This is a genomic window from Arthrobacter sp. SX1312 (assembly GCF_002929295.1).
GTDB lineage: Bacteria > Actinomycetota > Actinomycetes > Actinomycetales > Micrococcaceae > Arthrobacter_D.
The window spans coordinates 537,355-558,521 of record NZ_PJIM01000003.1; the positions used below are offsets into that span (position 1 = coordinate 537,355).

The following is a 21,167-nucleotide window of genomic DNA, read 5'->3' on the forward strand; positions in this document are numbered from 1 at the left end:
ATTCCTCATGTCGGGGCACTGCCGTGGCGGAAGCGCCATACTTGCCCGCACTGCCTGTGCCGGCCGAATCCTCACCTGGGGCACCCCACTACAGCGAGAGGGTTGCCGTCCAACGAACCAGGGTTTTGCGTTGGAGCTCTTGATTCTGCTCACGAGCGTAAGTGGGGCGAGACGCCGCCGTCCACCCGCCGTCGTCACCGGGCGTCACGCGTCCAGCCTCCCCGATGCCCGGCTAGCACCTGCGGCACCGCGAATATCCCCTGTCCGGCGAATGCCCGACGGCGGTAATGCGCACTGGGCGAAGAGAACAACAGGAAGTGCAAAGAAACCATTGCAAATATTTCTTTGCAATGGCACACTGATGTCATGGATGAAGCCAACGGCAGTGGAAGACAGCCCGCCAACGACGGCGACCGCGTCGTCGACGGGGCAGCACTCAAGGCCCTCGCTCACCCCCTCAGGATCCAGCTGCTCGAGGTCCTGTCCAGCTACGGACCGCAGACCGCGAGCAGCATCAGCAAACGCATCGGCGAGTCGAGTGGGGCTACGAGCTACCACCTGCGGCAGCTGGCGCGTTACGGGCTCGTCCGGGAGGTGGCGGATCGCGGGTCCGCCCGTGAGCGGTGGTGGGAACGGCCCCGGGGGTCCCTGACCCTCAGCACTCCCGAACTCGAGCAGGACCCCACCACACGGGAAGCCGCGCGGCAGGTGAACCGCCAGTTCGAACGCGGCCGATCCGAGGCACTCGCCACCTTCATGGCCAGTGGCTCCGAGTCCATCCCACCCGAATGGGCGGACGCAGCCGTGATCGCAACGATGAACGCCCACCTGACGGCGGACCAACTCGCCGCCCTCGCCCTCGACATGAGCGAGATCCTTCGCGAGAAGCTCGACGCCTACCGCTCCGAGCCGGGCACCCCGGCAACCCGCCCCGTCCAGATCCACTTCAACGCCTTCCCCCTCATCGACCTGCAGGAGTCGTCATGACCAGCACAGCCCTTCACATCGGCTACCCGGCGCTCGCCGGCCCACCCCGGGGAGGTCTCGCGTCCCGGACGCTCATCCGCCTGGGCACCGCCTTCATCGCAGCAGGATCGTCTCTGGCCTCCGCGGACGGTACCAACGGGGAGCTCTTCCACCGCCACCTCGAGCGCAGGTGCGACCTGCAAGCCCTCGCCCACAGCGGCATCCATCTCCTCTAGCCGCGCTGCGGGTATCGTCCTCCGGGACGACCACCCTCGTCGGACCGCACCACGGTGACAACGGCCTTCCGGGCAGGCGGTAACTGCCTCCTCCAAACGCACTTCGGCGACCACCGAAGACAGGACGCACCCCGGCGCCCCCGCAGGCTGGACACGCCGCGCCGACTACCGCAGGTAGGACGCCCCGTTGACGTCCACCACAGTGCCGCTGACCCAGAGCGGAGCATCGATTGCGAGCCAGGCAACCGTCTGCGCCACCTCTACCGGCGTCGCGACGCGGTTGAACGGACTCTGTGCGCGCACCGCGTCGCCGCCCGGACCGTCGAGCACGGTTCTGCCCATGTCGGTCTCGACGAACCCCGGCGCGACGGCGGCCGCGAGGATTCCGTGGGGTGCGAGCGCTACGGCGAGAGACTGGGTCATGGAGTGAAGTGCCGCCTTGCTCGCGCCGTAGGCCGACGTGACGGGTTCACCCCGGTAGGCTCCGCGTGACCCGACACTCACAAGCCGTCCACCTTCAGGCCCCATCGGTCGGTCCAGGAGGTGCCGCGCGACGAGCCAGGCCAGGTTCGCGGGCCCCAGGAGGTTCACATCCAGCGTGCGGCGCCATGCTCCCTGCCAGTCCTCGAAGGACACGGCATCGATGGGGTGCGCCACGAACATGCCGGCGTTGTTCACCAGGACGTCGAGACCGCCCAGTCCGCCCACGGCCCCGTCGACGATGCGCCGGCAGGCCTCGGGGTCGCCGACATCCCCGACGACCACGACGTGACCGTCCCCTGGAAGCCCTTCGCACACAGCGGTAGCGGCGTGCTCATCACGACCGGCGTGGACTGCGACGCGGTGTCCACGCCCTGCGAGATCATGGGCGATGGCCGCGCCGATGCCCCTGCTTGCACCGGTCACCAGAATGTTCGAGGTCATGGTTCAGACGGTACATCGTGGGCGGCAGCACAGCAGGGAGGCCTGCTCCTCCGCAGGAAAGCGAACGGCGTACCACCTGATCGCGTTCGTTGACCCCTGCCATCACGGATGCAAGGGTGACTGGATGAGCACCGATTCCACGGACGTCCAGGTCAGCCACAACGAGGCCGAGAGCCGCTATGAAGCCACCCTCCACGGCAACCCCGTAGGCACTGCCGCCTACGAACTGTCCGACGATGCGATCACCTTCACGCACACGGTCGTGGATCAGGGCGTCGAGGGTCAGGGAATCGGAAGCACCCTCATCCGGTACGCGCTCGACGACGCCCGCGGGCAACACCTCACGGTCGTTCCGCAGTGCGAATTCGTGGCGGCCTTCATCGAGGACAACCCCGACTACCAGGACCTGACGGCCTAGGCCGCTCCCCTGATCCCTTCACGCAGGGCCGCGTCGATGAGTACCTCCGCCGCCCGGCGCGCCTGACCCGCAGCCTCCGAGGAACCGGCGATCGCCGCCGTCGTCTGCGCGCCTTCAGCCAGGATCGACAGCTGCGGCGCCAGGTACGGCGGAGCGCCCGCCGCCTCCGCAAGGTCTCCGACGTACTCCTGGAACGACTCCTTGTGCTTTCTCGCGTACTCGGCGACCTCAGGGCTCATGGCACCGAGTTCGGCGAAACTGTTGATGAAGCCGCAGCCGCGGAAGGAGTCCTCGCCGAACCAGTGCGCGAGGTAGTCGAAGATCGCGAGGAGCCGGGCCCTCGGACTTCCCGCCGCGCGGACCTGCGCATCGAGCCCCGCGGCCCAGGACCGGTGCCGGCGTTCGAGGACGGCCATCACGATGCTGCTCTTGGACGGGAACTCCTGGTAGAGCCTCTTGAGCGAGACGTGCGCGGCGGCGCGCAGCTCGTCCATGCCGACAGCCTGGATGCCCTTCGCGTTGTAGAGCCCGTCGGCGGTCTCCACGATACGGCTGCGGATCTCGGGGCTCGTCATCTATCCATTCTACTTGAATTGAGAACGAACGTTCTCTATATTGGCCACCGAGGGAGAACGGACGTTCTCCCCGCTCGAGATAAGGACCACACACATGGGCTTCATCAAGGTCGGCACCGAGAACAGCACGGACATCGAGCTCTACTACGAGGACCACGGCGCGGGCCAGCCCGTCGTCCTCATCCACGGATATCCCCTCGACGGCGGCTCGTGGGAGAAGCAGACCGCTGCGCTCCTGACCGCCGGGTACCGCGTCATCACCTACGATCGCCGCGGCTTCGGCCGGTCCAGCAAGCCGACGACGGGCTACGACTACGACACCTTCGCCGCGGACCTGAACATGGTCCTGGAGACGCTCGACCTCAACGACGCCGTCCTCGTCGGCTTCTCGATGGGTACGGGCGAAGTGGGCCGCTACATCGGCACCTACGGCGAGTCCCGCGTGGCGAAGGCCGTCTTCCTCGCGTCGCTCGAGCCGTTCCTGCTCCAGACCGACGACAACCCCTCCGGCGTGCCCAGCTCGGTGTTCGACGGCATCCGGAGTGCGGCAGTCGAGGACCGCTACGCCTGGTTCACGAACTTCTACGACGACTTCTTCAACACGGACAACTTCCTCGGCAACCGCCTCAGCGAGGAAGCACTTCGCAACGCCTGGAACGTCGCCTCGGGGGCGTCCTGGTACGCGTCGTTCGCCGTCGTCGATTCCTGGCTGACCGACTTCCGCAGCGACGTCGGGAAGGTCACCGTCCCCGCCCTGATCGTGCACGGCACCGACGACCGGATCCTCCCGATCGATTCCACCGGCCGCGAGTTCACCAAGCGCCTCCCCTCCGCCGAATACGTGGAGATCGAGGACGCCCCGCACGGCATGCTCTGGACACACGGCACCGAGATCAACGAGATCCTGCTCCGCTTCCTGTCGAAGTAGGCCACGGACCGACGGCGGGGCGCCGGCACACCCGGCGCCCCGCCGTCGTCCGCGGAGCCGTCCGCGCCGGAGTGACGGTCAGGCTCGGCCCTTCAGGATGAGGTTCCAGTAGACCTTCGGCAGCACGAACCGCTCCAGCACATACGTGAGGCGTCGTTCGCGGGCGAGATCGTCCCACCCCGGCACCGTCGGCATCGGAGCGTACTTGTCATCGAACTCCGAGAAGACCACTGTGTTGTGGCTGACCACGAACGGGCAGGCCGAGTAGTGGTTGTACTGCGCGGTGGGCTTCTTCCCCTTGCGCACGGCCCGGAGGTTCTTCGCGAGGACCGTCGTCTGCATACGCAGCGCGGCCCCGGACTTCGAATTGAGCGTCGACGCGGCATCGCCCAGGGACCAGACGTTGGGGAAGCGCGGATGACGGAGGATCACGGGGTCCACCTCGACGAAGCCGGTCCGGTTCCCGTGCGCCGGCAGCTCCGTGGACTTCAGCCACTCGGGAGCGGACTGGGGTGGCACCGCGTGGAGGATGTCGTAGCCGAGGGTCTCCGAGATGCCGCTGGCGGTGTTCGTCAGCTCGACGGTACGGCCCTCCGGGTCCACGGAGGCGAGTTCGGTGTTGTACCGGACGTCGACGCCGTATTCCTCGATCTTCCTGTTGAGTTCCTCGTCGATGATGTCCATGCCGAAGATGGTGGGCGTGGACACGGCGAGGACCACGTGGATGTCCTTGAGAACACCCTGGCGCTGCCAGTAGTCGCAGGCGAGGTACATGGGCTTCTGCGCCGCGCCGTCGCACGACGCCGGTCCGGGCGGCTGGGTGAAGACGACGGTGCCGCGGGTGAGGTCCCGGAACAGCTTCCAGGCCTTGGGCGCGAGCTCGTATTCGTAGTTCGACGCGCCGTGCGGCCCTTCCATCGCCTCCTTGAGGCCGGGGATGGCGGTCCAGTCGTTCTGGATCCCGGGACAGACGATCAGGTGGTCGTAGGTGACGGCGCTGCCGGAGGCGAGCAGCACCGTGTTGGAGCCGCTACTGACGTCCGTCGCCTTGTCCTGGATCCAGGTGATCCCCCGCGGCATGACCTCTGACTGCAGGCGCACGGCCTCGAAGGCGTCCGCCGTGCCGCCGGCGATGTGAGAGAAGAGCGGCTGGTAGAAATGCCGGCTCCGCGGTTCGATCACGGCGACATCCTTGAACCGGTACCTGCGCAGCCGCCCGGCCAGGGAGACGCCGGCGTTGCCACCGCCGACGATCAGCACCTGGTGGTGGCGCTTCTCGCCGGGTTCCGGCGTGACGGGGACGGTGCGGCCGGCCCGTGCGGTACTCGTGCTCGATCTCGTGCGGAAACGGATGACGGCTACCTCTTCTGTGTCGCCCTGCGCGGCGTGTCTTCCGACAGTACCTCCCGGCACCGCCCCTCGTCAGGACGCGTTTCCGTGGTGGCGCGACCTGCTGAAGCGCTCCTCAGTCCCGCGCGTACCGCCGCACGAACGCGCCGAGGATGGCTGCCGGGTGGTCCACGGCGGAGGCACGTGCCCGCTGGATGTAGTCGTCGGCCTCCTCGGGCGGGAAGTACCCTGCGTACCGGTAGGTCCTGATCCGGCCGATGAGCGCCTCGACGTCGAGCTCGGGGTGGAACTGGGTGGCATACACGTTCTCGCGCACCCGGAACATCTGCACCGGGCAGGTCGCCGAGGATGCCAGCAGGACCGCCGACGACGGCAGCGTGGCGCACGCCTCCTTGTGTCCCACATAGGCGGAGAACGACGACGGCAGCCCGGCGAGCAGCGGGTCCGTCCGGCCGTCGTCGGTGAGGGTGATCTCGATGGCGCCGATCGGCTCCCCATACGTCGAGTCGATGACGGCGCCCTGGTGCCGACCGAGGGTGCCGACCCCGTAACAGGCGCCGAAGAACGGGAAGTCCTCGGCGACCACCGTGTCGAGCAGCCGGCCGAGTTCGCTCTCCACGCGCAGCTGCACGTCGCCCTTCGACTCCTCCGGGTCCGAGGAGTTGAAGGGGCTGCCGCCGAGGAAGATCCCGGAGTAGTCCGCGAGATCGAGCTCGGGCAGGGGCCCGGCCTCGAGCCGGACGCGCCGCAATTGGCCCTCGGTAAGGCCACCGAAGCTCAGGAAGCTCTGGAATTCGGCGTCGGCAGCGTAGTCGTCGACGCGGGTGGCCAGGAGCAGGAACGGTTTCACTCCTCGATGCTACTGGGGGTGGCAAGGCAAGCCGATCCTCCGTAGCCGGGCGAGGGGTGCGATGCTTTACTGCTTCCATGACGGATATGCCGGTCCAGCGCAGCGAGCCTCATGACGGCGGCGTGGCGGGGCGCCTGAACTGGTTGCGTGCTGCGGTCCTCGGAGCGAACGACGGCATCGTGTCCACTGCCGCGACCGTCGTCGGCGTCGCCGGTGTGACGAACGCGGTCGCACCCATCCTGGTCGCGGGGACAGCAGCGGTGGTCGGCGGATCCGTGTCCATGGCGCTGGGAGAGTACGTCTCCGTCAGCAGCCAGAAGGACAGTCAGGAAGCCCTGATCGCGAAGGAGCGCCAGGAGCTCGCGGAGGATCCCGACGGCGAACTCGCCGAGCTCGCGGGTCTGTACGAGCAGAAGGGATTGACTCCCGGGACGGCCCGGCAGGTCGCTGCCGAGCTGACGGAGCACGATGCCCTCGCCGCCCACCTGTCCGCCGAACTGAACATCGACGAGCTCGAGGTCGTCAATCCCTGGCACGCGGCGTTCGCGTCTGCGGCGGCGTTCGCGGCCGGTGCCGTCCTCCCCCTGCTGGCCATCCTCCTCCCGCCCGCCGAGTTCCGGATCCCGGTCACCTTCGTGGCGGTCCTCGTCGCCCTGGCGATCACCGGGGCGATCAGCGCCCACGTGGGCGGGAGTTCACGACGCCGCGCGACGATCCGGCTCGTGATCGGCGGAGCCCTGGCCATGGCCTTCACCTATCTCGTCGGATCGCTGCTCGGCACCACCGGTATCGCGTAGGCGCACGGTGGTGCGGACCTGCCAGGCAGGTTTCCGCCGGTCGCCGGGCAGGTCCGGCAGAACTGGCAACCGGCCGGTCCGGCATTCGAAGTACTCGACGCCGCAGGCGCCTGGCCCGATGGACGAGGACCAGCCCTCGTGACGCCAGGCCACCGGGATCACCCGGCGGCCTGGCGTACTGCTCGTCCCACTGCTGGTACTGCTGCTCCTGCGGATCGGGACTAGCGGTCTACCCCGGCGCGGTCCTCGAGATGGACGTCCACCGCGGAGAGCCCGGATGATGCGGACAGCTCGTCCAGCACGGACAATTCGGTCAGTTCGTCCAGCTCTGACAATTCGGTCAGCTCCCTGGCCGACAGTTCGGACAGTTCCCTGGCTGCACGGTCCACATCGGCCCGGTGGATCTCCACCGGACCGGCACTGTGCCGGCCGTGGGACGGCTGGACGGCCACGACGTCGGACTCGCCCACCGTCCGACGCCCATCGGCGTCGTTCCGGTCCGAAGCGGCCGCACCCTGGTGCGCGACGCCGGCGGCCGGCCGCATAGCAGCACTGATCGACAGCACATCGACCCGGGCGTCCGACGACGCGCCAGGAACCGAAACGCCGGACCGGGCGTCCGACGGCGCACCGGCGACCGACGGCGTCGCACCCGTCGCCGCGGGTGACATGGACGCCGCCGGACCGGCCGGCGCGGCCTGGGCGAAATCGACCGTCCGGCGTAGCGGGGTCTCCTTGATGAACAGGACACAGCCGAGTCCGACGACAGCGATGGCCGCGGTGATCAGGAAGATCAGCGCCGTGCTGTCGCCGTAGGCGGCCCGCACGATGTCGGCGATGGGCGCCGGCAGGTCCACGAGGTCGAGCGACCCGCCCGCCGCACCTCCATTGACAGGGATGCCGGCAGCAGCAAGCCCCTCGGTGGTCCTGGTCTCCACCTGCGTACCGAGGATGGCACCCAGGACGGCGACGCCGGCCGCCCCGCCCATGGAGCGGAAGAAGGCGACGGACGCACTGGCGGTGCCGATGTCCTTGACCGCCACGGTGTTCTGGACCGCGAGGACGAGGTTCTGCAGCAGGAGTCCGAGGCCCAGGCCGAAGACGAAGGTATAGATGCCCACGACCCACAGTTCGGTCAGGTGGTCGATGGTCCCGGCGAGACCGAGCCCTGCGATGAGGAAGAGGGAGCCGGCGACCAGGAACCGCTTCCACTTGCCGGACCGGGTCACGAGCAGCCCGGCGCCGATGGAACCGATGAGGTTGCCGGCGATCATCGGCATGGTGAGCAGCCCGGCCTCGGTGGGTGTCGCGCCGCGTGCCACCTGGTAGTACTGGCCGAGGTAGCTCGAGCTCGCGAACATGGCGACGCCGACAGTGATCGAGGCGATGATGGCGAGGGCCGTGGTGCGCTGGGAGATGATCTTCAGCGGGATGATCGGCTCGGTCACCTTCGACTCCACCACGAGGAGGAGGGCGAGGAGGATGACGCTGCCGCCGACCATGAGGGCGCTCTCACGGGAGAACCACTCGTAGTAGCCCTCCTTGCCGGCGAAGGAGACCCAGATGAGGAGCAGGCTGACGCCCGCCGTGAGCAGGATGGATCCGAGCCAGTCGATGCTGGCCTTGCGGCGCGTATCCGGGAGCTTCAGGGTGACCTGCAGCAGCACCAGGGCGATGATCGCGAGCGGCACACAGACGAAGAACGTCCAGCGCCAGCCGAGGGGCGAGTCCACGATGAAGCCGCCGAGGAGCGGGCCTCCGGCCGTCGCCACGGCCATGACGCCCCCCATGTAGCCGGAGTACCGCCCGCGCTCACGCGGGGCGATGATGGTGCCGATGATCGCCTGCGCCAGGGCAGTCAGGCCACCCATGGCGACACCCTGGATGACACGGGCCGTGAGGAGCAGCGGGATGGTCTGGGCGAACCCCGCCAGGACCGACCCCGCCACGAAGATCACGATGCTGAGCTGCACCAGGACCTTCTTGTCGAACAGGTCGGCGAACTTCCCCCAGATGGGGGTGGTCGCCGCATTGGCGAGCAGTGCGGCCGTGATCACCCAGGCGAAGTCGGTCTGCGACCCGTTGAGGTCGCTCATGATGGTCGGCAGGGCGTTCGCCACGATCGTGCTGCTGAGGATCGCCGTGAACAGGCCGGCGAGCAGCCCGGTGAGGGCCTGCAGGATCTGCTTGTGGCTCATGGGGTCGCCGGCCCCGTGGTGGTGCGACGTCGGGGCCGATTGCCGCTCGGAGACCCCGACTGCCTTCGTTCGGGTGGGATGGGTGGCCATCAGCGTTCTTCCTTCATGATCTCGGACGCGGGGTCCAGGTGGGAACGGCCGTCGTTGCCCGTGCTGTCGAGTGCTGTGCGTGGTGCTTCAGGAGGTGGTACGTCGGGCGGTCCGGCCGCCCGCAACGCGAGTGTGAGGTGCCGGACGGAGAGCGACGCCGCTTCGGCCTCGCTCTCCGTCCACCCGGACAGGACCTCCCGCAGGGTCCCTGCCCTGCGCTCGTACGTCTCGGCAAGACACGCGCGACCCTGCGATGAGAGCGAGAGCAGGCACGCCCGACCGTCCAACGGATCCGGGGTGCGGACCACGAAGCCGTACTGCTCGAGGTCGGCGAGCTGCCGGCTGAGGGCGGACGGACCGATGCCGAGCCGGGCAGCCAACGCCGATGCCCGCAACGGCTCACCCTCATCGATGAAGAAGAGGACCCCCGTGTGAGCCGGACCCAGCTCCGAGTACTTCATGCCCGCCGCTGTGACCGCTCGCAGCGCACGCTGCAGGTCGAAGATGTTGTGCACCAGTTCTCCGGCGGTGGACTGTCCTACGGACATCGAGACTCCCGACTCATATACTTCGTTGCTCTAAGTAACGTTACTCCCGTCATTTCGTTAGGTCAACTAACTAAACCGGGCGCCGGCGTCGTTCATCGCACGAATGCGGTCTCCCGAGTCAAACCGCGCCGGCCAGGCGTGGAAGGCTTGCGGCCCCACCCGGTAGCCTGTTAGGCCTGAGGTATCAGGGCGGGTGGACCACCTGTCGAGGAGTGCCCATCCCTGGGCCACGAAGGAGGACGTCCGCGATGACGCGCAGTGAACCCCGTGTGAACGAAGTCGACGAGAAGGACATCGAGGTCTCGAAGGGGCCCAAGGACTGGGCAGCGGGCCTCCCCGGCGTCTACTACTCCATGAAGCCTGCGATCGAGCACATGGGCGTGAAGCGCACCCTCCAGACCGTCCTCAAGATGAACCACAAGGACGGCTTCGACTGCCCGAGCTGCGCCTGGCCCGACCCCGCCAAGCGCAAGACCTTCGAGTTCTGCGAGAACGGCGCCAAGGCGGTGACCTGGGAGGCAGCGCCCGTGGTGATCTCCTCGGACTTCTGGGCCGAGAACTCGATCACCGATCTCCGTGAGCGCTCCGAGTACTGGCTGGGCATGCAGGGACGCCTCGTGGAGCCCGTGTACAAGCCCGCCGGCGAGGACCACTACCGGCCCGTGAGCTGGGACGAGGCCTTCGAGATCGTCGGCAACAAGCTCAAGAGCCTCGACGCCCCGGACGATGCCGCGTTCTACACGAGCGGCCGCACCTCCAACGAGGCCGCATTCCTGTACCAGCTCTTCGTCCGCGGCTTCGGCACCAACAACCTTCCGGACTGCTCCAACATGTGCCACGAGTCCTCCGGCTGGGCCATGGGCCAGACCATCGGCATCGGCAAGGCGACCGTCACGTTCGACGACTACGCCGACGCGGACCTCATCATCGTGATGGGTCAGAACCCGGGAACGAACCACCCGCGCATGCTCACCGAGTTGGAGGCCTGCAAGGAGACCGGCGGCCAGATCGTCGCCGTGAACCCGTTGCCCGAAGCCGGCCTCAAGCGCTACAAGAACCCCCAGAAGGCTAAGGGTGTCGCGGGCAAGGGCACCGAGATCGCCGACCAGTTCCTCCAGATCCGGCTCGGCGGCGACATGGCCCTCCTGCAGGCCGTCTCCAAGCGCGTGTTCGAGGCCGAGGCGAAGAACCCGGGGACGGTGCTGGACCACGCCTTCCTCGAGGAGCACTGCGAGGGCCTGGATGAGCTGCGCGACTACCTGCTGAAGCTCGACGACGCCACGGTCATCGAGGCCACCGGCCTGCGGATCGAGGAGATCGACGAACTCGCTGCCCGCTACCTCGCTGCCGACAAGGTGATCATCACCTGGGCGATGGGCATCACGCAGCAGAAGAAGGGCGTCGCCACCATCAAGGAGATGATCAACCTCCTGCTGCTCCGCGGCAACATCGGCAAGCCCGGCGCCGGCGCCTCCCCCATCCGCGGCCACAGCAACGTCCAGGGCGACCGCACCATGGGGATCTGGGAGCAGATGCCCCAGACCTTCATGGACGCCCTCGGCAAGGAGTTCAACTTCGACCCGCCCCGGGAACACGGCGTCGATGCTGTGGAGTCCATCCGCCGCATGCGGGACGGACAGGTCAAGGTCCTCGTGGCGCTCGGCGGGAACCTCGTCTCGGCGATCTCCGACACGCAGGTGGCGGAGAAGGCCTTCGAGAACACCGACATGACGGTGCAGATCTCCATCAAGCTCAACCGCTCCCACCTCATCACCGGCGAGGAGGCGCTCATCCTCCCCTGCAAGGGACGCACGGAGATCGACCGTCAGGCCACCGGCGAGCAATTCGTCTCCGTCGAGGACACCGTGTGCGCCGTCCACCCCTCCTGGGGCAGCGTCGAACCCGTCTCCGACAACCTGCTCTCCGAACCGGCGATCATCAGCCGACTCGCCCGCGCAACGATCGACGGCAAGATCGACGCGGACTGGGAAGGCTTCGAGAAGGACTACGACCTCATCCGCGAGCACATCGCCAACGTGGTCGAGGGCTGTGAGGACTACAACCAGAAGATCCGCCGGGAGGGCGGCTTCATCATGGCGAACGGGCCGCGCGACTCGCGGACGTTCAACACCCCCACGGGCAAGGCCGTCCTCACCGTCAACGACCTCGAGTACCTCGAGCGCCCCGAGGGCACGCTGATCCTGCAGTCGCTCCGGTCCCACGACCAGTGGAACACCACCATCTACGGTCACAACGATCGCTACCGCGGCATCAAGAAGGGCCGCCACGTGGTGTTCATCAACCCCGAGGACATCGCCGAGCTGGGCCTGGAGGACGGCCAGAACGTGGATGTCCACGGCGTGTACGACGACGGCGTGCAGCGCGTGCTCCGCGCCTTCCGCGTGGTCTCGTACCCGACGGCGCGCGGCTGTGCCGCCGCGTACTACCCGGAGGCGAACGTGCTGGTCCCGCTCGACGAGGTCGCCGAGGGCAGCAACACCCCGAGGTCGAAGCAGATCATCGTCCGCTTCGAGAAGAGCACCCACACGGCGCCGTCGTCGCACGACCACGTCGCGACCGTGCAGGCCCACGACGTCGAACCGGACGGCTTCCCGACCAACGGCACGACGACGCCGGCGAAGAAGGCAGAGGCAGCGAACGCCTGACAGCACCTTCCAGGAGCAGTCAGCGGCCGACAGGAGGGCGCGGCGGATGTCCCGCCGCGCTCTCCTGTCTGTCCGGATCCCGACTGCCATGTCCGGATCCCGACTGCCTGGTCAGCGCTCGGCGAGACCACATGCGCTGTCCATACGACGCCTCCCAGCGAGGCGTCGTGATCGCTCGCGCGGCGGGACCATCGACCCTGTTTGATCCCTCCCGGGCCCCCTAGCCTGATGCCTAGGTGTGGTGTGCACTCCCGCACTCGGCACCCATCGGGCTATACGAGGAGATCTGTCATGGACGTTCTGGAAGGCATCTGGGATTTCGTCTGGTTCTTCTTCTGGACCTTCGCCTTCATCGCGTATCTGATGGTCCTGTTCTCGATCATCGGCGATCTGTTCCGTGACCACGAGCTGGGCGGATTCGCGAAAGCGGTCTGGCTGATCTTCCTCCTGTTCCTTCCGTTCGTCACGGCACTCGTCTACGTGATCGCACGCGGGCAGGGCATGAGTGAGCGGCAGATGAAGGTGATCCAGCAGCAGCAGGAGTACGAGACTGAGCGCATCCGCTCGATCGCCGGTGTCAGCTCCGCCGACGAGATCAGCAAGGCCGCGTCCCTGTACCAGAGCGGAGCGATCACGGCGGAGGAATACGAGTCGCTGAAGGAGAAGGCCCTCCACTAGCGGCATCCCGCACGACCGGCACCCCCTGTTACATACCGATCCCCAGGAGGAACTGCAGTGACCACGACACCCACGTCAGCAGTCGACGACGAGACTCTCGTCGCCCCGATCGATTTCGTCCTGCTCGAGTTCTCACCCGAGCGCCTGACCGGCGAGGCCGCCCCCGCGCTCATGGACCTCGTGGAGCGAGGGGTGATCCGCCTCTTCGACCTCCAGATCGTCCGCAAGGCGGAGGACGGGAGCGTCGACGTCATCGAGCTCACCGACCCTATCTCCGAGAGCGGCGGGTTCTCCTCCTTCACCGGGGCATCCTCCGGGATCCTCGGAGTCGAGGACATCGTCCAGGCGACCGCTGCCATGAGTCCCGGCACGGTGGCGGCGCTCATCGTCTACGAGAACACGTGGGCCGCGCGGTTCGTGGCCGCGGTCCGCGCGAGTGGTGGCGAACTGATCGCCAGCGCACGCATTCCCGCCACCGACATCATCGAGGCGCTCGACGCGCTCGACGAGACCAACTGAGGAGATCACGACATGCCAGGTCTACTGCGCGGGGTAGCCCGCACCGCCGTCGTCGCCGGCACCGCCACCGCCGTGAGCGGACGGGTGCAGCGCCGACAGGCCGCCAAGTTCGCCGACCGCGACGCGCACACCGCCGCCGACCGCAGCCGGGCCTACGAACAGGACATAGCCGCGCAGGAACCGGAGTACGCGGACGCCGCCGAACCACCCGCCGCGCCGGAGCCCGCCAAGGACATGATCACCCAGCTCCGGGAACTCGCCGCCCTGAAGGAGGACGGGATCCTCACCGAGGAGGAGTTCGCGGCACAGAAGGCCAGGCTCCTCGCGTGATCGCCCGGCGGGCTTGATGACCCGGCGGCGGCTGACGGTCGCCCTTCTGTCCACTCAACGGCTGTGGCCTGCCTTCGCCGCCGTCCGCCCTCGTTCGGCAGACTCGTGTGCACTGCTCCTCGGGTGATACATGTCGGCGCTCTGTCCGCGACTCTCAGTGGATGATCACTTTGAGCCCGATCATCGCCAGACCGAACAGGGCTGTCGTCACAGCGCCGAGGATGCGTACCGGCACCGGAGCCCGGCGCTTCGCGAAAGCGAGATAACCGAGCACCGCAAGGGCGGCAACCTCCGCCCACAGCGCGAACCACATGGCATTCTGGTCGTCGATGACGCGGGTCGCCCCCAGCAGAAGGATGGCAGCCGGGATCGCCGCTCCGATGACCAGACCCGAGGACCGCCGCACCGATGCCCGGAATGCCGTGTTCAGTTCCACGCGGTCGTGTCGACCGACGTTCAGGTGTGCGAGCGTCCCGGCGTAGATATGGGCAGCGAAGAACACCACCACCGTTCCCGCCACGGTCCAGAAGACCGCCCAGCTGCTCTCGCCGTGCCTGCCGGCGGTGACGATGATCCCGGCAACCAGGATCAGGGCGTAGATGGCCTCCTCGGACACGAATCCCGCGTCCATCGCTCGGACTCGTCCAGTCGGTTCTGCCTCAGTCATGGCCACAGGATACGCTGCGACGATTTCCACAGGGATCCGGACCTGTCGACGGCGCGACCCGATGCACCGGCGATATCTGCGGCCGACGTCGACCCGAACGGATCGGGACGCGACCTCCGGATGGGTGGCCGGCATCGCGTCTGGTGATCGAGCTCGCGCACGGCGACTGCGCGGATAGACTGCTGCGGTCGTGACCACAGGGAGGAGTGGACGTCGTGGAGAAGCAGCCGGATACACAGCGGACCCAGCAGACCCGGCAGCCGATCGGGCAGCAGGATCAGCAGCGCCGCGTCCTCCGTGTCCTCGTGTCCGCCCAGGTGCTGGGCGGACTCGGCGCCGGGGCCACGCTGTCCCTCGGTGCGTTGCTCGCGGCGGAGACCTCCGGGTCGAGCGCGTGGTCCGGGATGGCCGCCACCATGGCCACCCTGGGCGCTGCTGCTGCGGCCGTCCCGCTCGCCTCGCTCGCCCAGCGCCGTGGCCGCCGGGTATCCCTGGCCACAGGCGCCGTCGTGTCCGGTGTCGGCGCGGTGCTGGCGATCGTCGCGGCGTCGCTCTCCGCGTTCCCCCTGCTGCTCCTCGCGCTGGTGCTCCTGGGCGTGGGATCCGCGACGGGACTGCAGGCCCGCTTCGCCGCCACCGACCTCGCCACCGAGGCGACGCGCGGTCGGAGCCTCGCCATCGTCGTCTGGTCGACCACCATCGGGGCGGTGCTGGGGCCGAATCTCTTCGAACCCGGCGCGGCCGTCGCACTGGTGCTCGGCATCCCGCCGCTCAGCGGTGGCTTCGTCTTCTCGGCTGCGGCGCAGGTCGGCGCCGCAGCCGTCTATGGGTTGGGACTCCGGCCCGATCCGCTCCTGACAGCACTCGCCCGGCAGGCGGAGGCCCGCCCCGCCGGCAGCGCGCCCCCGGAGCGCCGCCGGGGCCTGCGCATCCTGGCCGACAATCCCACGGCCCGCTTCGCCGTGGTGACGATCGCGGTGAGCCACGCCGCCATGGTCTCGCTCATGTCCATGACCCCGGTGCACCTGCACGACCACGGTGCGGGGCTGTCCATCGTGGGGCTGACCATCAGCCTGCACGTGGCGGGCATGTACGCGCTGTCGCCCGTGTTCGGCTGGATCGCGGACCGCTTCGGGAAGACGGAGGGCATCCTGTGCGGGCAGGCGCTCCTGCTCATGGCCCTCGTCACGGCATGGCGTGGGTCGGAGTCCGAGGCGTGGGTGACCACGAGCCTGGTGCTGCTCGGCCTCGGATGGTCGGCGTGCGTGGTCTCGGCGTCGGCGCTCCTCACCGGTGCGGTGGGAGCGGCGGAACGGGCACCCGTCCAGGGCTCGTCGGACCTCGTGATGAACCTTGCGGGTGCCCTGGGCGGAGCCCTTGCGGGCCCCGCCCTGGTGCTGCTCGGTTACGCGGGCCTCGGCCTCGCGGCCGCGGTGGTCGTCGCCGTCGTCGTGGCCTGGACGCTCACCCGTCTCCCGTCGACACGACGCGGCCTCCCCGCGGACGCGTGAGGCGTCACTGGGCCGAGCCGGTCCAGCCCTTCTGCTCGTTCGTCTGCTCGTCCTTCTCGATGACGGTCAGCACGGTCTTCACGGCCTTCTCGATGGCAGCGTCCGCCTCCGCCCGTCCGTCGGTGGTGACAGTGCCTGCAGCGTAGCCGACCATGAAGGCGCTGATCGCGCCGGCGTCCGCCGTGAGCAGGTGGGAGGTCCGGTTGGCGAGCTCCACGATCCGTGCGTGGTCCAGTTCGAGGTCGAGGACCTGCAGGGCCTGGCCGAGCGTCCGGCTCCAGTCGTTCAGGGTGCGCTCTGCGTCGTCGGGCGTTGCCATGGTGTCTCCTCGGGTCGGGGCGGTCGTGGCTGCCTGAGATGGGCTGCGCCTATCAAGCTGTACCACCGGCACCGCCGTCGTTCAACGACGACACCTCGATCGTCGACTTTCCTTGACTTCACCCGCCTCCGGGGATGCGCCTTACGGACCGAGCGGACGGGGTCGGCTCTCCTCGGAGATCATGACGCCCGGTCCCCGACGCCTGCCTGCCAGTGGAGGTACGCTCCGGCTCCACCCCGCTGCCGGAGCGCACCGCCCGCGGCGTCGTCCCGTACCACCGGCGGACGCACCGCGTGAGGGCGGACTGTTCGGACAGCCCCACGAGGGCCGCGACCTGCTGCAGCGGCAGGTCCGTCCGGGTGAGCAGCCGCAGGGCCGCATCACGGCGGGCGTCGTCGAGCAGGGACTCGAAGGACGTGCCCTCCGCGGCGAGCCTCCGCTGGAGGGTCCGGGCATGCAGGCCGAGGAGCCTCGCGGCGGAGTCGATGCGCGGTGGCGACGTGCCCAGCATGCGGTCGATGGTGTTCCGGACCTGCGGGGCGACCACACGCCCCGGCTCGGGGAAGTGGCTGTGCAGGTAGTCGAGGGCGATCTCCCGCAGGGTGCCGTCCACCCCGGCGAGCGGGCGGTCGAGCAGGCTCCGGGGCACGCGCAGGAGGGAGGCGGGCTGGCCGAACCTCACCTCGGCCCCGAAGAAGTCCGCGTACCGGGCCGCGGGCGCCTTCGGCAGGTGCGAGAGGTGGACCGAGTGCAGGCCGTACGGCCCGTCCACCAGGAACCGGATCATGCGGTGCGAGAAGGCGAGGATCGCGTCGATGGCCTGCCGCGGTGGATCACCCTCGGAGGATCCGTAACAGAGGCCCACGTCGCCGGGACGACCCTCGGGGTCAGCGACGATGGTGAACCGGAGCACCGGGCTGTGGAGGAACAGGAACTGGGAGGCGCACTCCAGGGCCGCGCCCACCGTCGGCGAGTTCTGGATCGCGACCGCGAGGGGGCCGAGGATACCGATGTCCTGGTACTCCGAGATGCGCAGGCCGAGGTCCGGACAGGGCAAAGTGCGGGCAGCCCCCTCGAGGAGCTTCGCCATGGCGATGTCGGAGACGAGGACGTCGTCGCTGTCGATCGCCTCCAGCGGCACGCGGTACTGGGCGGCGAGCGCCGCGGGATCGCCCCCGAACTGCTCGACGACGTCACGGAAGCCGCGCATGCCGGCGGAGCGAATGACGGAACCCATGTCGTCCAAGGGTAAATAGCTGTCGCACGAAGTCAAGCCCCGCCTTGACGGTCACGGAATAATGATCGGATGGACACTTCCCTCGAACACCTCGATGTCGTGATCGTCGGAGCTGGCCTCTCCGGCATCGGCGCTGCCTACCGCATCTCCACAGAACTGCCGCGCAAGAGCTTCACCGTCCTCGAGGCGCGCGATGCGATCGGCGGTACGTGGGACCTCTTCCGCTACCCGGGCGTCCGGTCCGACAGCGACATGTTCACCCTCAGCTACCCGTTCCGTCCGTGGACCGAGGCCGAGGCGATCGCCGACGGCTCGTCCATCCTGAAGTACATCCGCGACACCGCGGAGGACCCCCGCATCCGCGAACGCATCCGCTTCTCCACCAGGCTGATCAGCGCCGCCTGGTCCTCGGCGGACGCCCGGTGGACCCTCGACCTGGATGTCACGGAGGACGACGGCGGCGGGTCCGTCACCGTGGAGCGGCGCCGGCTCACCTGCGGATTCCTCTACCTGTGCAGCGGCTACTACGACTACGACCGCGGGTACGAGCCGACCTTCCCCGGCCTCGAGTCCTTCGAGGGCGAGGTGGTGCGGCCCCAGTTCTGGCCCGAGGACCTGGATTACACCGGCAAGCGCGTCGTCGTGATCGGCAGCGGCGCCACCGCCGTCACCCTGGTGCCAGCCATGGCGAAGGACGCCGCCCACGTGACCATGCTGCAGCGCTCCCCCACCTACATCACGGCCGTGCCGAGCCGCGACAGGTTCTCCGACGCCGCCCGCCGCCACCTGCCCGCCGGCCTCGCCCACCACGTGGCCCGTGCCAAGAACGTGCTGTTCACGCAGGCGTTCTACCAGCTGTGCCGCCGCCGCCCGGAGATCGCCAGGAAGCTCATCAGGACCCAGACCGCCCGGATCCTCGGTAATGAGCGGATGGTGGAGGAGCACTTCACTCCGGCCTACGACCCGTGGGACCAGCGCCTGTGCGTCGCCCCCAGTGCGGACCTGTTCAAGGCGATGAAGCAGGGCTCGGCGTCCGTGGTCACGGACACCATCGACACGTTCACGCCGCACGGCATCCGCCTGGCGTCCGGACAGGAACTCGAGGCCGACGTCGTCGTCACTGCCACAGGGCTCTCGATGCTGCCGCTGGGAGGCGCGACCTTCACCGTCGACGGCGCCCCGGTGAACCTGGGCGACTCCTGGGTGTACCGGGGACTGATGGTCAGCGGCGTCCCGAACCTCGCGCTCTGTGTCGGCTACACGAACGCCTCGTGGACGCTGCGGGCGGACCTCAGCTCCCGGTACGTCTGCCGGCTCATCCGGTACATGGACCGCCACGGCCACCGCTTCGGGGCACCCGCCGTCGACGGACCCATGAAGGCACGGCCCATCCTGGACCTGACCTCCGGCTATGTGCAGCGCGCCGTCTCCGCCTTCCCGAAGCAGGGCGACCGGCAGCCGTGGACCATGCGGCAGAACTACCTGCTCGACGCCCCCACAGCACTGCACGGCAACCTCGCGAAGAACATGGTCTTCGACGCCCCAGCACCGCCCGCCGCCCCTGCCCCCGACCTCCAGGAGATCCACGCGTGAGCATCCAACCCTTCCAGTTCGCCGGGTCCACCGCCGTCGTCACCGGCGCGGCCGCGGGCATGGGCGAGCACCTCGCCCATGGCCTCGCCGAGCGCGGCAGCACCCTGCTGCTCGTGGACCGGGACACGGACCGGCTCGACGCCGTCGCCGCGTCGATCCGCGCCACCCACCCGGGCAGCAGCGTCACGACCTTCACCGCCGACCTCGGGGACCGCGACGCCGTCGAGCGCGTGGCGACAGACCTCCTTGCCGCGACCGACCGCGTGGACCTGCTCGTCAACAACGCCGGCGTAGCCCTCGCAGGCCGCTTCGACCAGATCAGCATGGACGACTTCGACTGGGTCATGGCCATCAACTTCACCGCCCCGGTCCTGCTCACGCACCGGCTGCTCCCGCGGATCGCGCCCGGCGGGCACATCCTGAACGTCTCGAGCCTGTTCGGCCTCGTGGGACCGAAGGGCCAGACCGCCTACTCCGCCAGCAAGTTCGCGCTGCGCGGCTTCACGGAAGCACTCCGCAACGAGCTGCTCCCCCGCGGGATCGGCACCACCACCGTGCACCCCGGCGGCATCCGGACGAACATCGCCCTCAACGCGCGGATCGGCGGGGACCTCAGCGACCGCGACGTGAAACACGCGAAGGAGGACTTCGACAAGCTCCTCACCTTCCCCGCGGACCGCGCCGCCGAGCTCATGCTCGAGGCGGTCAAGGCGCGCAAGGCCCGCCTGCTGATCGGGCTCAGCGCGAAACTGCCCGACGTCGTCGCCCGTGTGGCGCCCATGTCCTTCGGCACCCTCGAGCGCCGCGCCACGAGCCTCGCCCGCCTCGCGGGCAAGGTGCGCCGATGAGCGCCGTCCGGCCCGGCGCCGGACCGTCGACCGGGACCTCCACAGCAGAGACCTCCACAGCAGGGGGCGACGACGGCTATCTGCGGGTGGACGGCGTCCGAGTCCGCTATCGCGACGCGGGCGCACGGGACAGGCCTCCCGTCCTGCTGCTCCACGGGATCGGCCGCAGCCTCGAGGACTGGGAGGGGCTCTACGCGCGCCTCGCCCCGGACCACCGGGTGATCAGCGTGGATCTGCCCGGCTTCGGCCTGTCCGAGCGCACGGCAGGCCGGTACTCGATGGAGTCGATCGCCCGCTTCGTGATCGCGGCGCTCGACGTCCTCGGGGAACACCGGCCGCTGCACGTGGTGGGCAATTCGCTGGGCGGTGCGATCGCCATGAAGATCAGCGCCCTCGAGCCGCAGCGGGTGCGGAGCCTGGTGCTCGTGAACAGTGCCGGGTTCGGCCAGGAGGTGACGATCGCGCTGCGCCTGCTCGCCGTCCGCCCCCTCGGCCGGCGCCTCATGAAGGACAAGTCCCGCAAGGCCGCCTACCGGACGGAGCGCGCCCTGTTCTACGACAAGCGGTTCGTCACGGAGGAGCGGCTCGACCATGCGCAGGAGGTGGGCCGGAACCCCGTGTACGACGACGTGCTGCTCGCCGTCGCCCGGCACCTCGGCACCGTCCGCGGCGTCCGCCGTCGCTGGCGGACGGAGCTCCTCCGTACGGTCGCCGCACAGCACAAGCCCACCCTCGTGGTGTGGGGCGACGAGGACCGCATCCTGCCGGCGTCGCATCTCGAGCACGCCCGGACCGTGTTCCCGCACGCCGAGGTCCACCTGTTCGAGAAGTGCGGGCACATGCCCCAGATCGAGCGGGAGGACGAGTTCGACGCCCTCGTCCGGCAGTTCGTGAACGGGATCGAGGCGCAGGAGTAGCG

At 68.6% G+C, this 21,167-nt stretch carries 22 protein-coding genes and 1 riboswitch; of the genes, 13 read left to right on the forward strand and 9 right to left on the reverse strand.

All coding sequences use genetic code 11. The features are described from left to right. Window positions 1–32 precede the first annotated feature (32 nt). Window positions 33–145: riboswitch (SAM riboswitch) on the reverse strand. Between the two features lie 221 nt (window positions 146–366). Together CXQ92_RS15625 and CXQ92_RS15630 are read left to right on the forward strand one after the other, a co-directional pair. Continuing rightward, complete coding sequence (locus CXQ92_RS15625; RefSeq protein WP_104168657.1) at window positions 367–987, forward strand: helix-turn-helix domain-containing protein; 621 nt, start codon at window positions 367–369, stop codon at window positions 985–987. Continuing rightward, window positions 984–1,202, forward strand: a complete 219-nt coding sequence (locus CXQ92_RS15630; RefSeq protein ID WP_104168658.1) for a hypothetical protein — start codon at window positions 984–986, stop codon at window positions 1,200–1,202. The genes CXQ92_RS15625 and CXQ92_RS15630 overlap by 4 nt, the downstream gene beginning before the upstream one ends. 165 nt (window positions 1,203–1,367) lie before the next feature. Here CXQ92_RS15630 and CXQ92_RS15635 read toward each other — a convergent pair whose 3' ends face one another. Beyond that, a complete protein-coding gene (locus CXQ92_RS15635) occupies window positions 1,368–2,126 on the reverse strand; it encodes an SDR family NAD(P)-dependent oxidoreductase (RefSeq protein WP_104168659.1) in 759 nt (252 codons plus the stop codon). 124 nt (window positions 2,127–2,250) lie between these two features. On the opposite strand from CXQ92_RS15635, the gene CXQ92_RS15640 reads away from it, so the two are divergent. Beyond that, window positions 2,251–2,544 carry a GNAT family N-acetyltransferase gene (locus CXQ92_RS15640; protein ID WP_104168660.1) on the forward strand — a complete coding sequence of 98 codons (294 nt, stop codon included), beginning with the start codon at window positions 2,251–2,253 and terminating at the stop codon, window positions 2,542–2,544. Here CXQ92_RS15640 and CXQ92_RS15645 read toward each other — a convergent pair. Continuing rightward, window positions 2,541–3,119: a TetR/AcrR family transcriptional regulator gene (locus CXQ92_RS15645; RefSeq protein ID WP_104168661.1), complete on the reverse strand. Its 579-nt coding sequence runs from the start codon at window positions 3,117–3,119 to the stop codon at window positions 2,541–2,543. The genes CXQ92_RS15640 and CXQ92_RS15645 overlap by 4 nt on opposite strands. 94 nt (window positions 3,120–3,213) lie before the next feature. Between CXQ92_RS15645 and CXQ92_RS15650 the strand changes: the two genes are divergently transcribed. Further along, window positions 3,214–4,047: an alpha/beta fold hydrolase gene (locus CXQ92_RS15650; RefSeq protein ID WP_104168662.1), complete on the forward strand. Its 834-nt coding sequence runs from the start codon at window positions 3,214–3,216 to the stop codon at window positions 4,045–4,047. Window positions 4,048–4,125: 78 nt separating this feature from the next. On the opposite strand, the gene CXQ92_RS15655 is transcribed toward CXQ92_RS15650, so the two are convergent. Next, window positions 4,126–5,307, reverse strand: coding sequence for an NAD(P)/FAD-dependent oxidoreductase (locus CXQ92_RS15655; protein ID WP_258070020.1), 1,182 nt, complete (start codon window positions 5,305–5,307; stop codon window positions 4,126–4,128). Between the two features lie 205 nt (window positions 5,308–5,512). Next, window positions 5,513–6,247 carry a glutamine amidotransferase gene (locus tag CXQ92_RS15660; RefSeq protein WP_104168663.1) on the reverse strand — a complete coding sequence of 245 codons (735 nt, stop codon included), beginning with the start codon at window positions 6,245–6,247 and terminating at the stop codon, window positions 5,513–5,515. A 77-nt stretch (window positions 6,248–6,324) separates the two neighbouring features. Between CXQ92_RS15660 and CXQ92_RS15665 the strand changes: the two genes are divergently transcribed. After that, window positions 6,325–7,044, forward strand: a complete 720-nt coding sequence (locus CXQ92_RS15665; RefSeq protein WP_104168664.1) for a VIT family protein — start codon at window positions 6,325–6,327, stop codon at window positions 7,042–7,044. A 221-nt stretch (window positions 7,045–7,265) separates the two neighbouring features. Here the strand turns inward: CXQ92_RS15665 and CXQ92_RS15670 are convergent, their stop codons facing one another. Both CXQ92_RS15670 and CXQ92_RS15675 read right to left on the reverse strand, forming a co-directional pair. Then, on the reverse strand, window positions 7,266–9,242 hold the full coding sequence (locus tag CXQ92_RS15670; protein ID WP_104168839.1) for an MFS transporter: 1,977 nt from the start codon (window positions 9,240–9,242) through the stop codon (window positions 7,266–7,268). Window positions 9,243–9,331: 89 nt separating this feature from the next. Further along, entirely contained in the window at window positions 9,332–9,880 is a 549-nt protein-coding gene (locus tag CXQ92_RS15675) for a MarR family winged helix-turn-helix transcriptional regulator (RefSeq protein ID WP_104168665.1), read from the reverse strand. Between the two features lie 248 nt (window positions 9,881–10,128). On the opposite strand from CXQ92_RS15675, the gene CXQ92_RS15680 reads away from it, so the two are divergent. The 4 genes from CXQ92_RS15680 to CXQ92_RS15695 all read left to right on the forward strand — a co-directional run bounded on the left by CXQ92_RS15680 (window position 10,129) and on the right by CXQ92_RS15695 (window position 14,073). Next, window positions 10,129–12,546 (forward strand): FdhF/YdeP family oxidoreductase, encoded by a 2,418-nt coding sequence (locus CXQ92_RS15680; RefSeq protein ID WP_104168666.1) that lies wholly within the window; start codon window positions 10,129–10,131, stop codon window positions 12,544–12,546. A gap of 291 nt (window positions 12,547–12,837) precedes the next feature. Next, window positions 12,838–13,224, forward strand: a complete 387-nt coding sequence (locus CXQ92_RS15685; RefSeq protein ID WP_104168667.1) for an SHOCT domain-containing protein — start codon at window positions 12,838–12,840, stop codon at window positions 13,222–13,224. Window positions 13,225–13,281: 57 nt separating this feature from the next. Then, window positions 13,282–13,743 (forward strand): DUF6325 family protein, encoded by a 462-nt coding sequence (locus tag CXQ92_RS15690; RefSeq protein ID WP_104168668.1) that lies wholly within the window; start codon window positions 13,282–13,284, stop codon window positions 13,741–13,743. A gap of 12 nt (window positions 13,744–13,755) precedes the next feature. After that, window positions 13,756–14,073: an SHOCT domain-containing protein gene (locus tag CXQ92_RS15695; RefSeq protein WP_104168669.1), complete on the forward strand. Its 318-nt coding sequence runs from the start codon at window positions 13,756–13,758 to the stop codon at window positions 14,071–14,073. Window positions 14,074–14,227: 154 nt separating this feature from the next. Here CXQ92_RS15695 and CXQ92_RS15700 read toward each other — a convergent pair whose 3' ends face one another. Further along, window positions 14,228–14,740, reverse strand: a complete 513-nt coding sequence (locus tag CXQ92_RS15700; protein WP_146067488.1) for a hypothetical protein — start codon at window positions 14,738–14,740, stop codon at window positions 14,228–14,230. 215 nt (window positions 14,741–14,955) lie between these two features. Here CXQ92_RS15700 and CXQ92_RS15705 point away from each other — a divergent pair, with 215 nt between their 5' ends. After that, on the forward strand, window positions 14,956–16,251 hold the full coding sequence (locus CXQ92_RS15705; protein ID WP_258069993.1) for an MFS transporter: 1,296 nt from the start codon (window positions 14,956–14,958) through the stop codon (window positions 16,249–16,251). Window positions 16,252–16,255: 4 nt separating this feature from the next. Here CXQ92_RS15705 and CXQ92_RS15710 read toward each other — a convergent pair whose 3' ends face one another. Both CXQ92_RS15710 and CXQ92_RS15715 read right to left on the reverse strand, forming a co-directional pair. Then, window positions 16,256–16,570, reverse strand: a complete 315-nt coding sequence (locus CXQ92_RS15710) for a DUF6457 domain-containing protein (protein WP_104168671.1) — start codon at window positions 16,568–16,570, stop codon at window positions 16,256–16,258. Between the two features lie 118 nt (window positions 16,571–16,688). After that, window positions 16,689–17,807 carry an AraC family transcriptional regulator gene (locus CXQ92_RS15715; RefSeq protein WP_104168672.1) on the reverse strand — a complete coding sequence of 373 codons (1,119 nt, stop codon included), beginning with the start codon at window positions 17,805–17,807 and terminating at the stop codon, window positions 16,689–16,691. Between the two features lie 69 nt (window positions 17,808–17,876). Between CXQ92_RS15715 and CXQ92_RS15720 the strand changes: the two genes are divergently transcribed. Genes CXQ92_RS15720 through CXQ92_RS15730 form a run of 3 tightly spaced genes read left to right on the forward strand, consistent with a single transcriptional unit; the run spans window position 17,877 to window position 21,165 of the window. Then, window positions 17,877–19,400: an NAD(P)/FAD-dependent oxidoreductase gene (locus CXQ92_RS15720; RefSeq protein WP_104168673.1), complete on the forward strand. Its 1,524-nt coding sequence runs from the start codon at window positions 17,877–17,879 to the stop codon at window positions 19,398–19,400. After that, the gene (locus tag CXQ92_RS15725; protein ID WP_104168674.1) at window positions 19,397–20,248 is read left to right on the forward strand and encodes an SDR family oxidoreductase; all 852 of its coding nucleotides are present in this window, start codon (window positions 19,397–19,399) and stop codon (window positions 20,246–20,248) included. Before CXQ92_RS15720 ends, CXQ92_RS15725 begins: the two co-directional genes overlap by 4 nt. Continuing rightward, the gene (locus CXQ92_RS15730) at window positions 20,245–21,165 is read left to right on the forward strand and encodes an alpha/beta fold hydrolase (protein WP_104168675.1); all 921 of its coding nucleotides are present in this window, start codon (window positions 20,245–20,247) and stop codon (window positions 21,163–21,165) included. Before CXQ92_RS15725 ends, CXQ92_RS15730 begins: the two co-directional genes overlap by 4 nt. Window positions 21,166–21,167: the final 2 nt, after the last annotated feature.

Bases quoted from the DNA above. Each gene is read 5' to 3' on its own strand.
- CXQ92_RS15625 (WP_104168657.1), top strand. From the start codon at position 367: ATGGATGAAGCCAACGGCAGTGGAAGACAGCCCGCCAACGACGGCGAC.
- CXQ92_RS15630 (WP_104168658.1), top strand. From the start codon at position 984: ATGACCAGCACAGCCCTTCACATCGGCTACCCGGCGCTCGCCGGCCCA.
- CXQ92_RS15635 (WP_104168659.1), bottom strand. From the start codon at position 2,126: ATGACCTCGAACATTCTGGTGACCGGTGCAAGCAGGGGCATCGGCGCG.
- CXQ92_RS15640 (WP_104168660.1), top strand. From the start codon at position 2,251: ATGAGCACCGATTCCACGGACGTCCAGGTCAGCCACAACGAGGCCGAG.
- CXQ92_RS15645 (WP_104168661.1), bottom strand. From the start codon at position 3,119: ATGACGAGCCCCGAGATCCGCAGCCGTATCGTGGAGACCGCCGACGGG.
- CXQ92_RS15650 (WP_104168662.1), top strand. From the start codon at position 3,214: ATGGGCTTCATCAAGGTCGGCACCGAGAACAGCACGGACATCGAGCTC.
- CXQ92_RS15665 (WP_104168664.1), top strand. From the start codon at position 6,325: ATGACGGATATGCCGGTCCAGCGCAGCGAGCCTCATGACGGCGGCGTG.
- CXQ92_RS15670 (WP_104168839.1), bottom strand. From the start codon at position 9,242: ATGAGCCACAAGCAGATCCTGCAGGCCCTCACCGGGCTGCTCGCCGGC.
- CXQ92_RS15675 (WP_104168665.1), bottom strand. From the start codon at position 9,880: ATGTCCGTAGGACAGTCCACCGCCGGAGAACTGGTGCACAACATCTTC.
- CXQ92_RS15680 (WP_104168666.1), top strand. From the start codon at position 10,129: ATGACGCGCAGTGAACCCCGTGTGAACGAAGTCGACGAGAAGGACATC.
- CXQ92_RS15685 (WP_104168667.1), top strand. From the start codon at position 12,838: ATGGACGTTCTGGAAGGCATCTGGGATTTCGTCTGGTTCTTCTTCTGG.
- CXQ92_RS15695 (WP_104168669.1), top strand. From the start codon at position 13,756: ATGCCAGGTCTACTGCGCGGGGTAGCCCGCACCGCCGTCGTCGCCGGC.
- CXQ92_RS15700 (WP_146067488.1), bottom strand. From the start codon at position 14,740: ATGACTGAGGCAGAACCGACTGGACGAGTCCGAGCGATGGACGCGGGA.
- CXQ92_RS15710 (WP_104168671.1), bottom strand. From the start codon at position 16,570: ATGGCAACGCCCGACGACGCAGAGCGCACCCTGAACGACTGGAGCCGG.
- CXQ92_RS15715 (WP_104168672.1), bottom strand. From the start codon at position 17,807: ATGGGTTCCGTCATTCGCTCCGCCGGCATGCGCGGCTTCCGTGACGTC.
- CXQ92_RS15720 (WP_104168673.1), top strand. From the start codon at position 17,877: ATGGACACTTCCCTCGAACACCTCGATGTCGTGATCGTCGGAGCTGGC.
- CXQ92_RS15730 (WP_104168675.1), top strand. From the start codon at position 20,245: ATGAGCGCCGTCCGGCCCGGCGCCGGACCGTCGACCGGGACCTCCACA.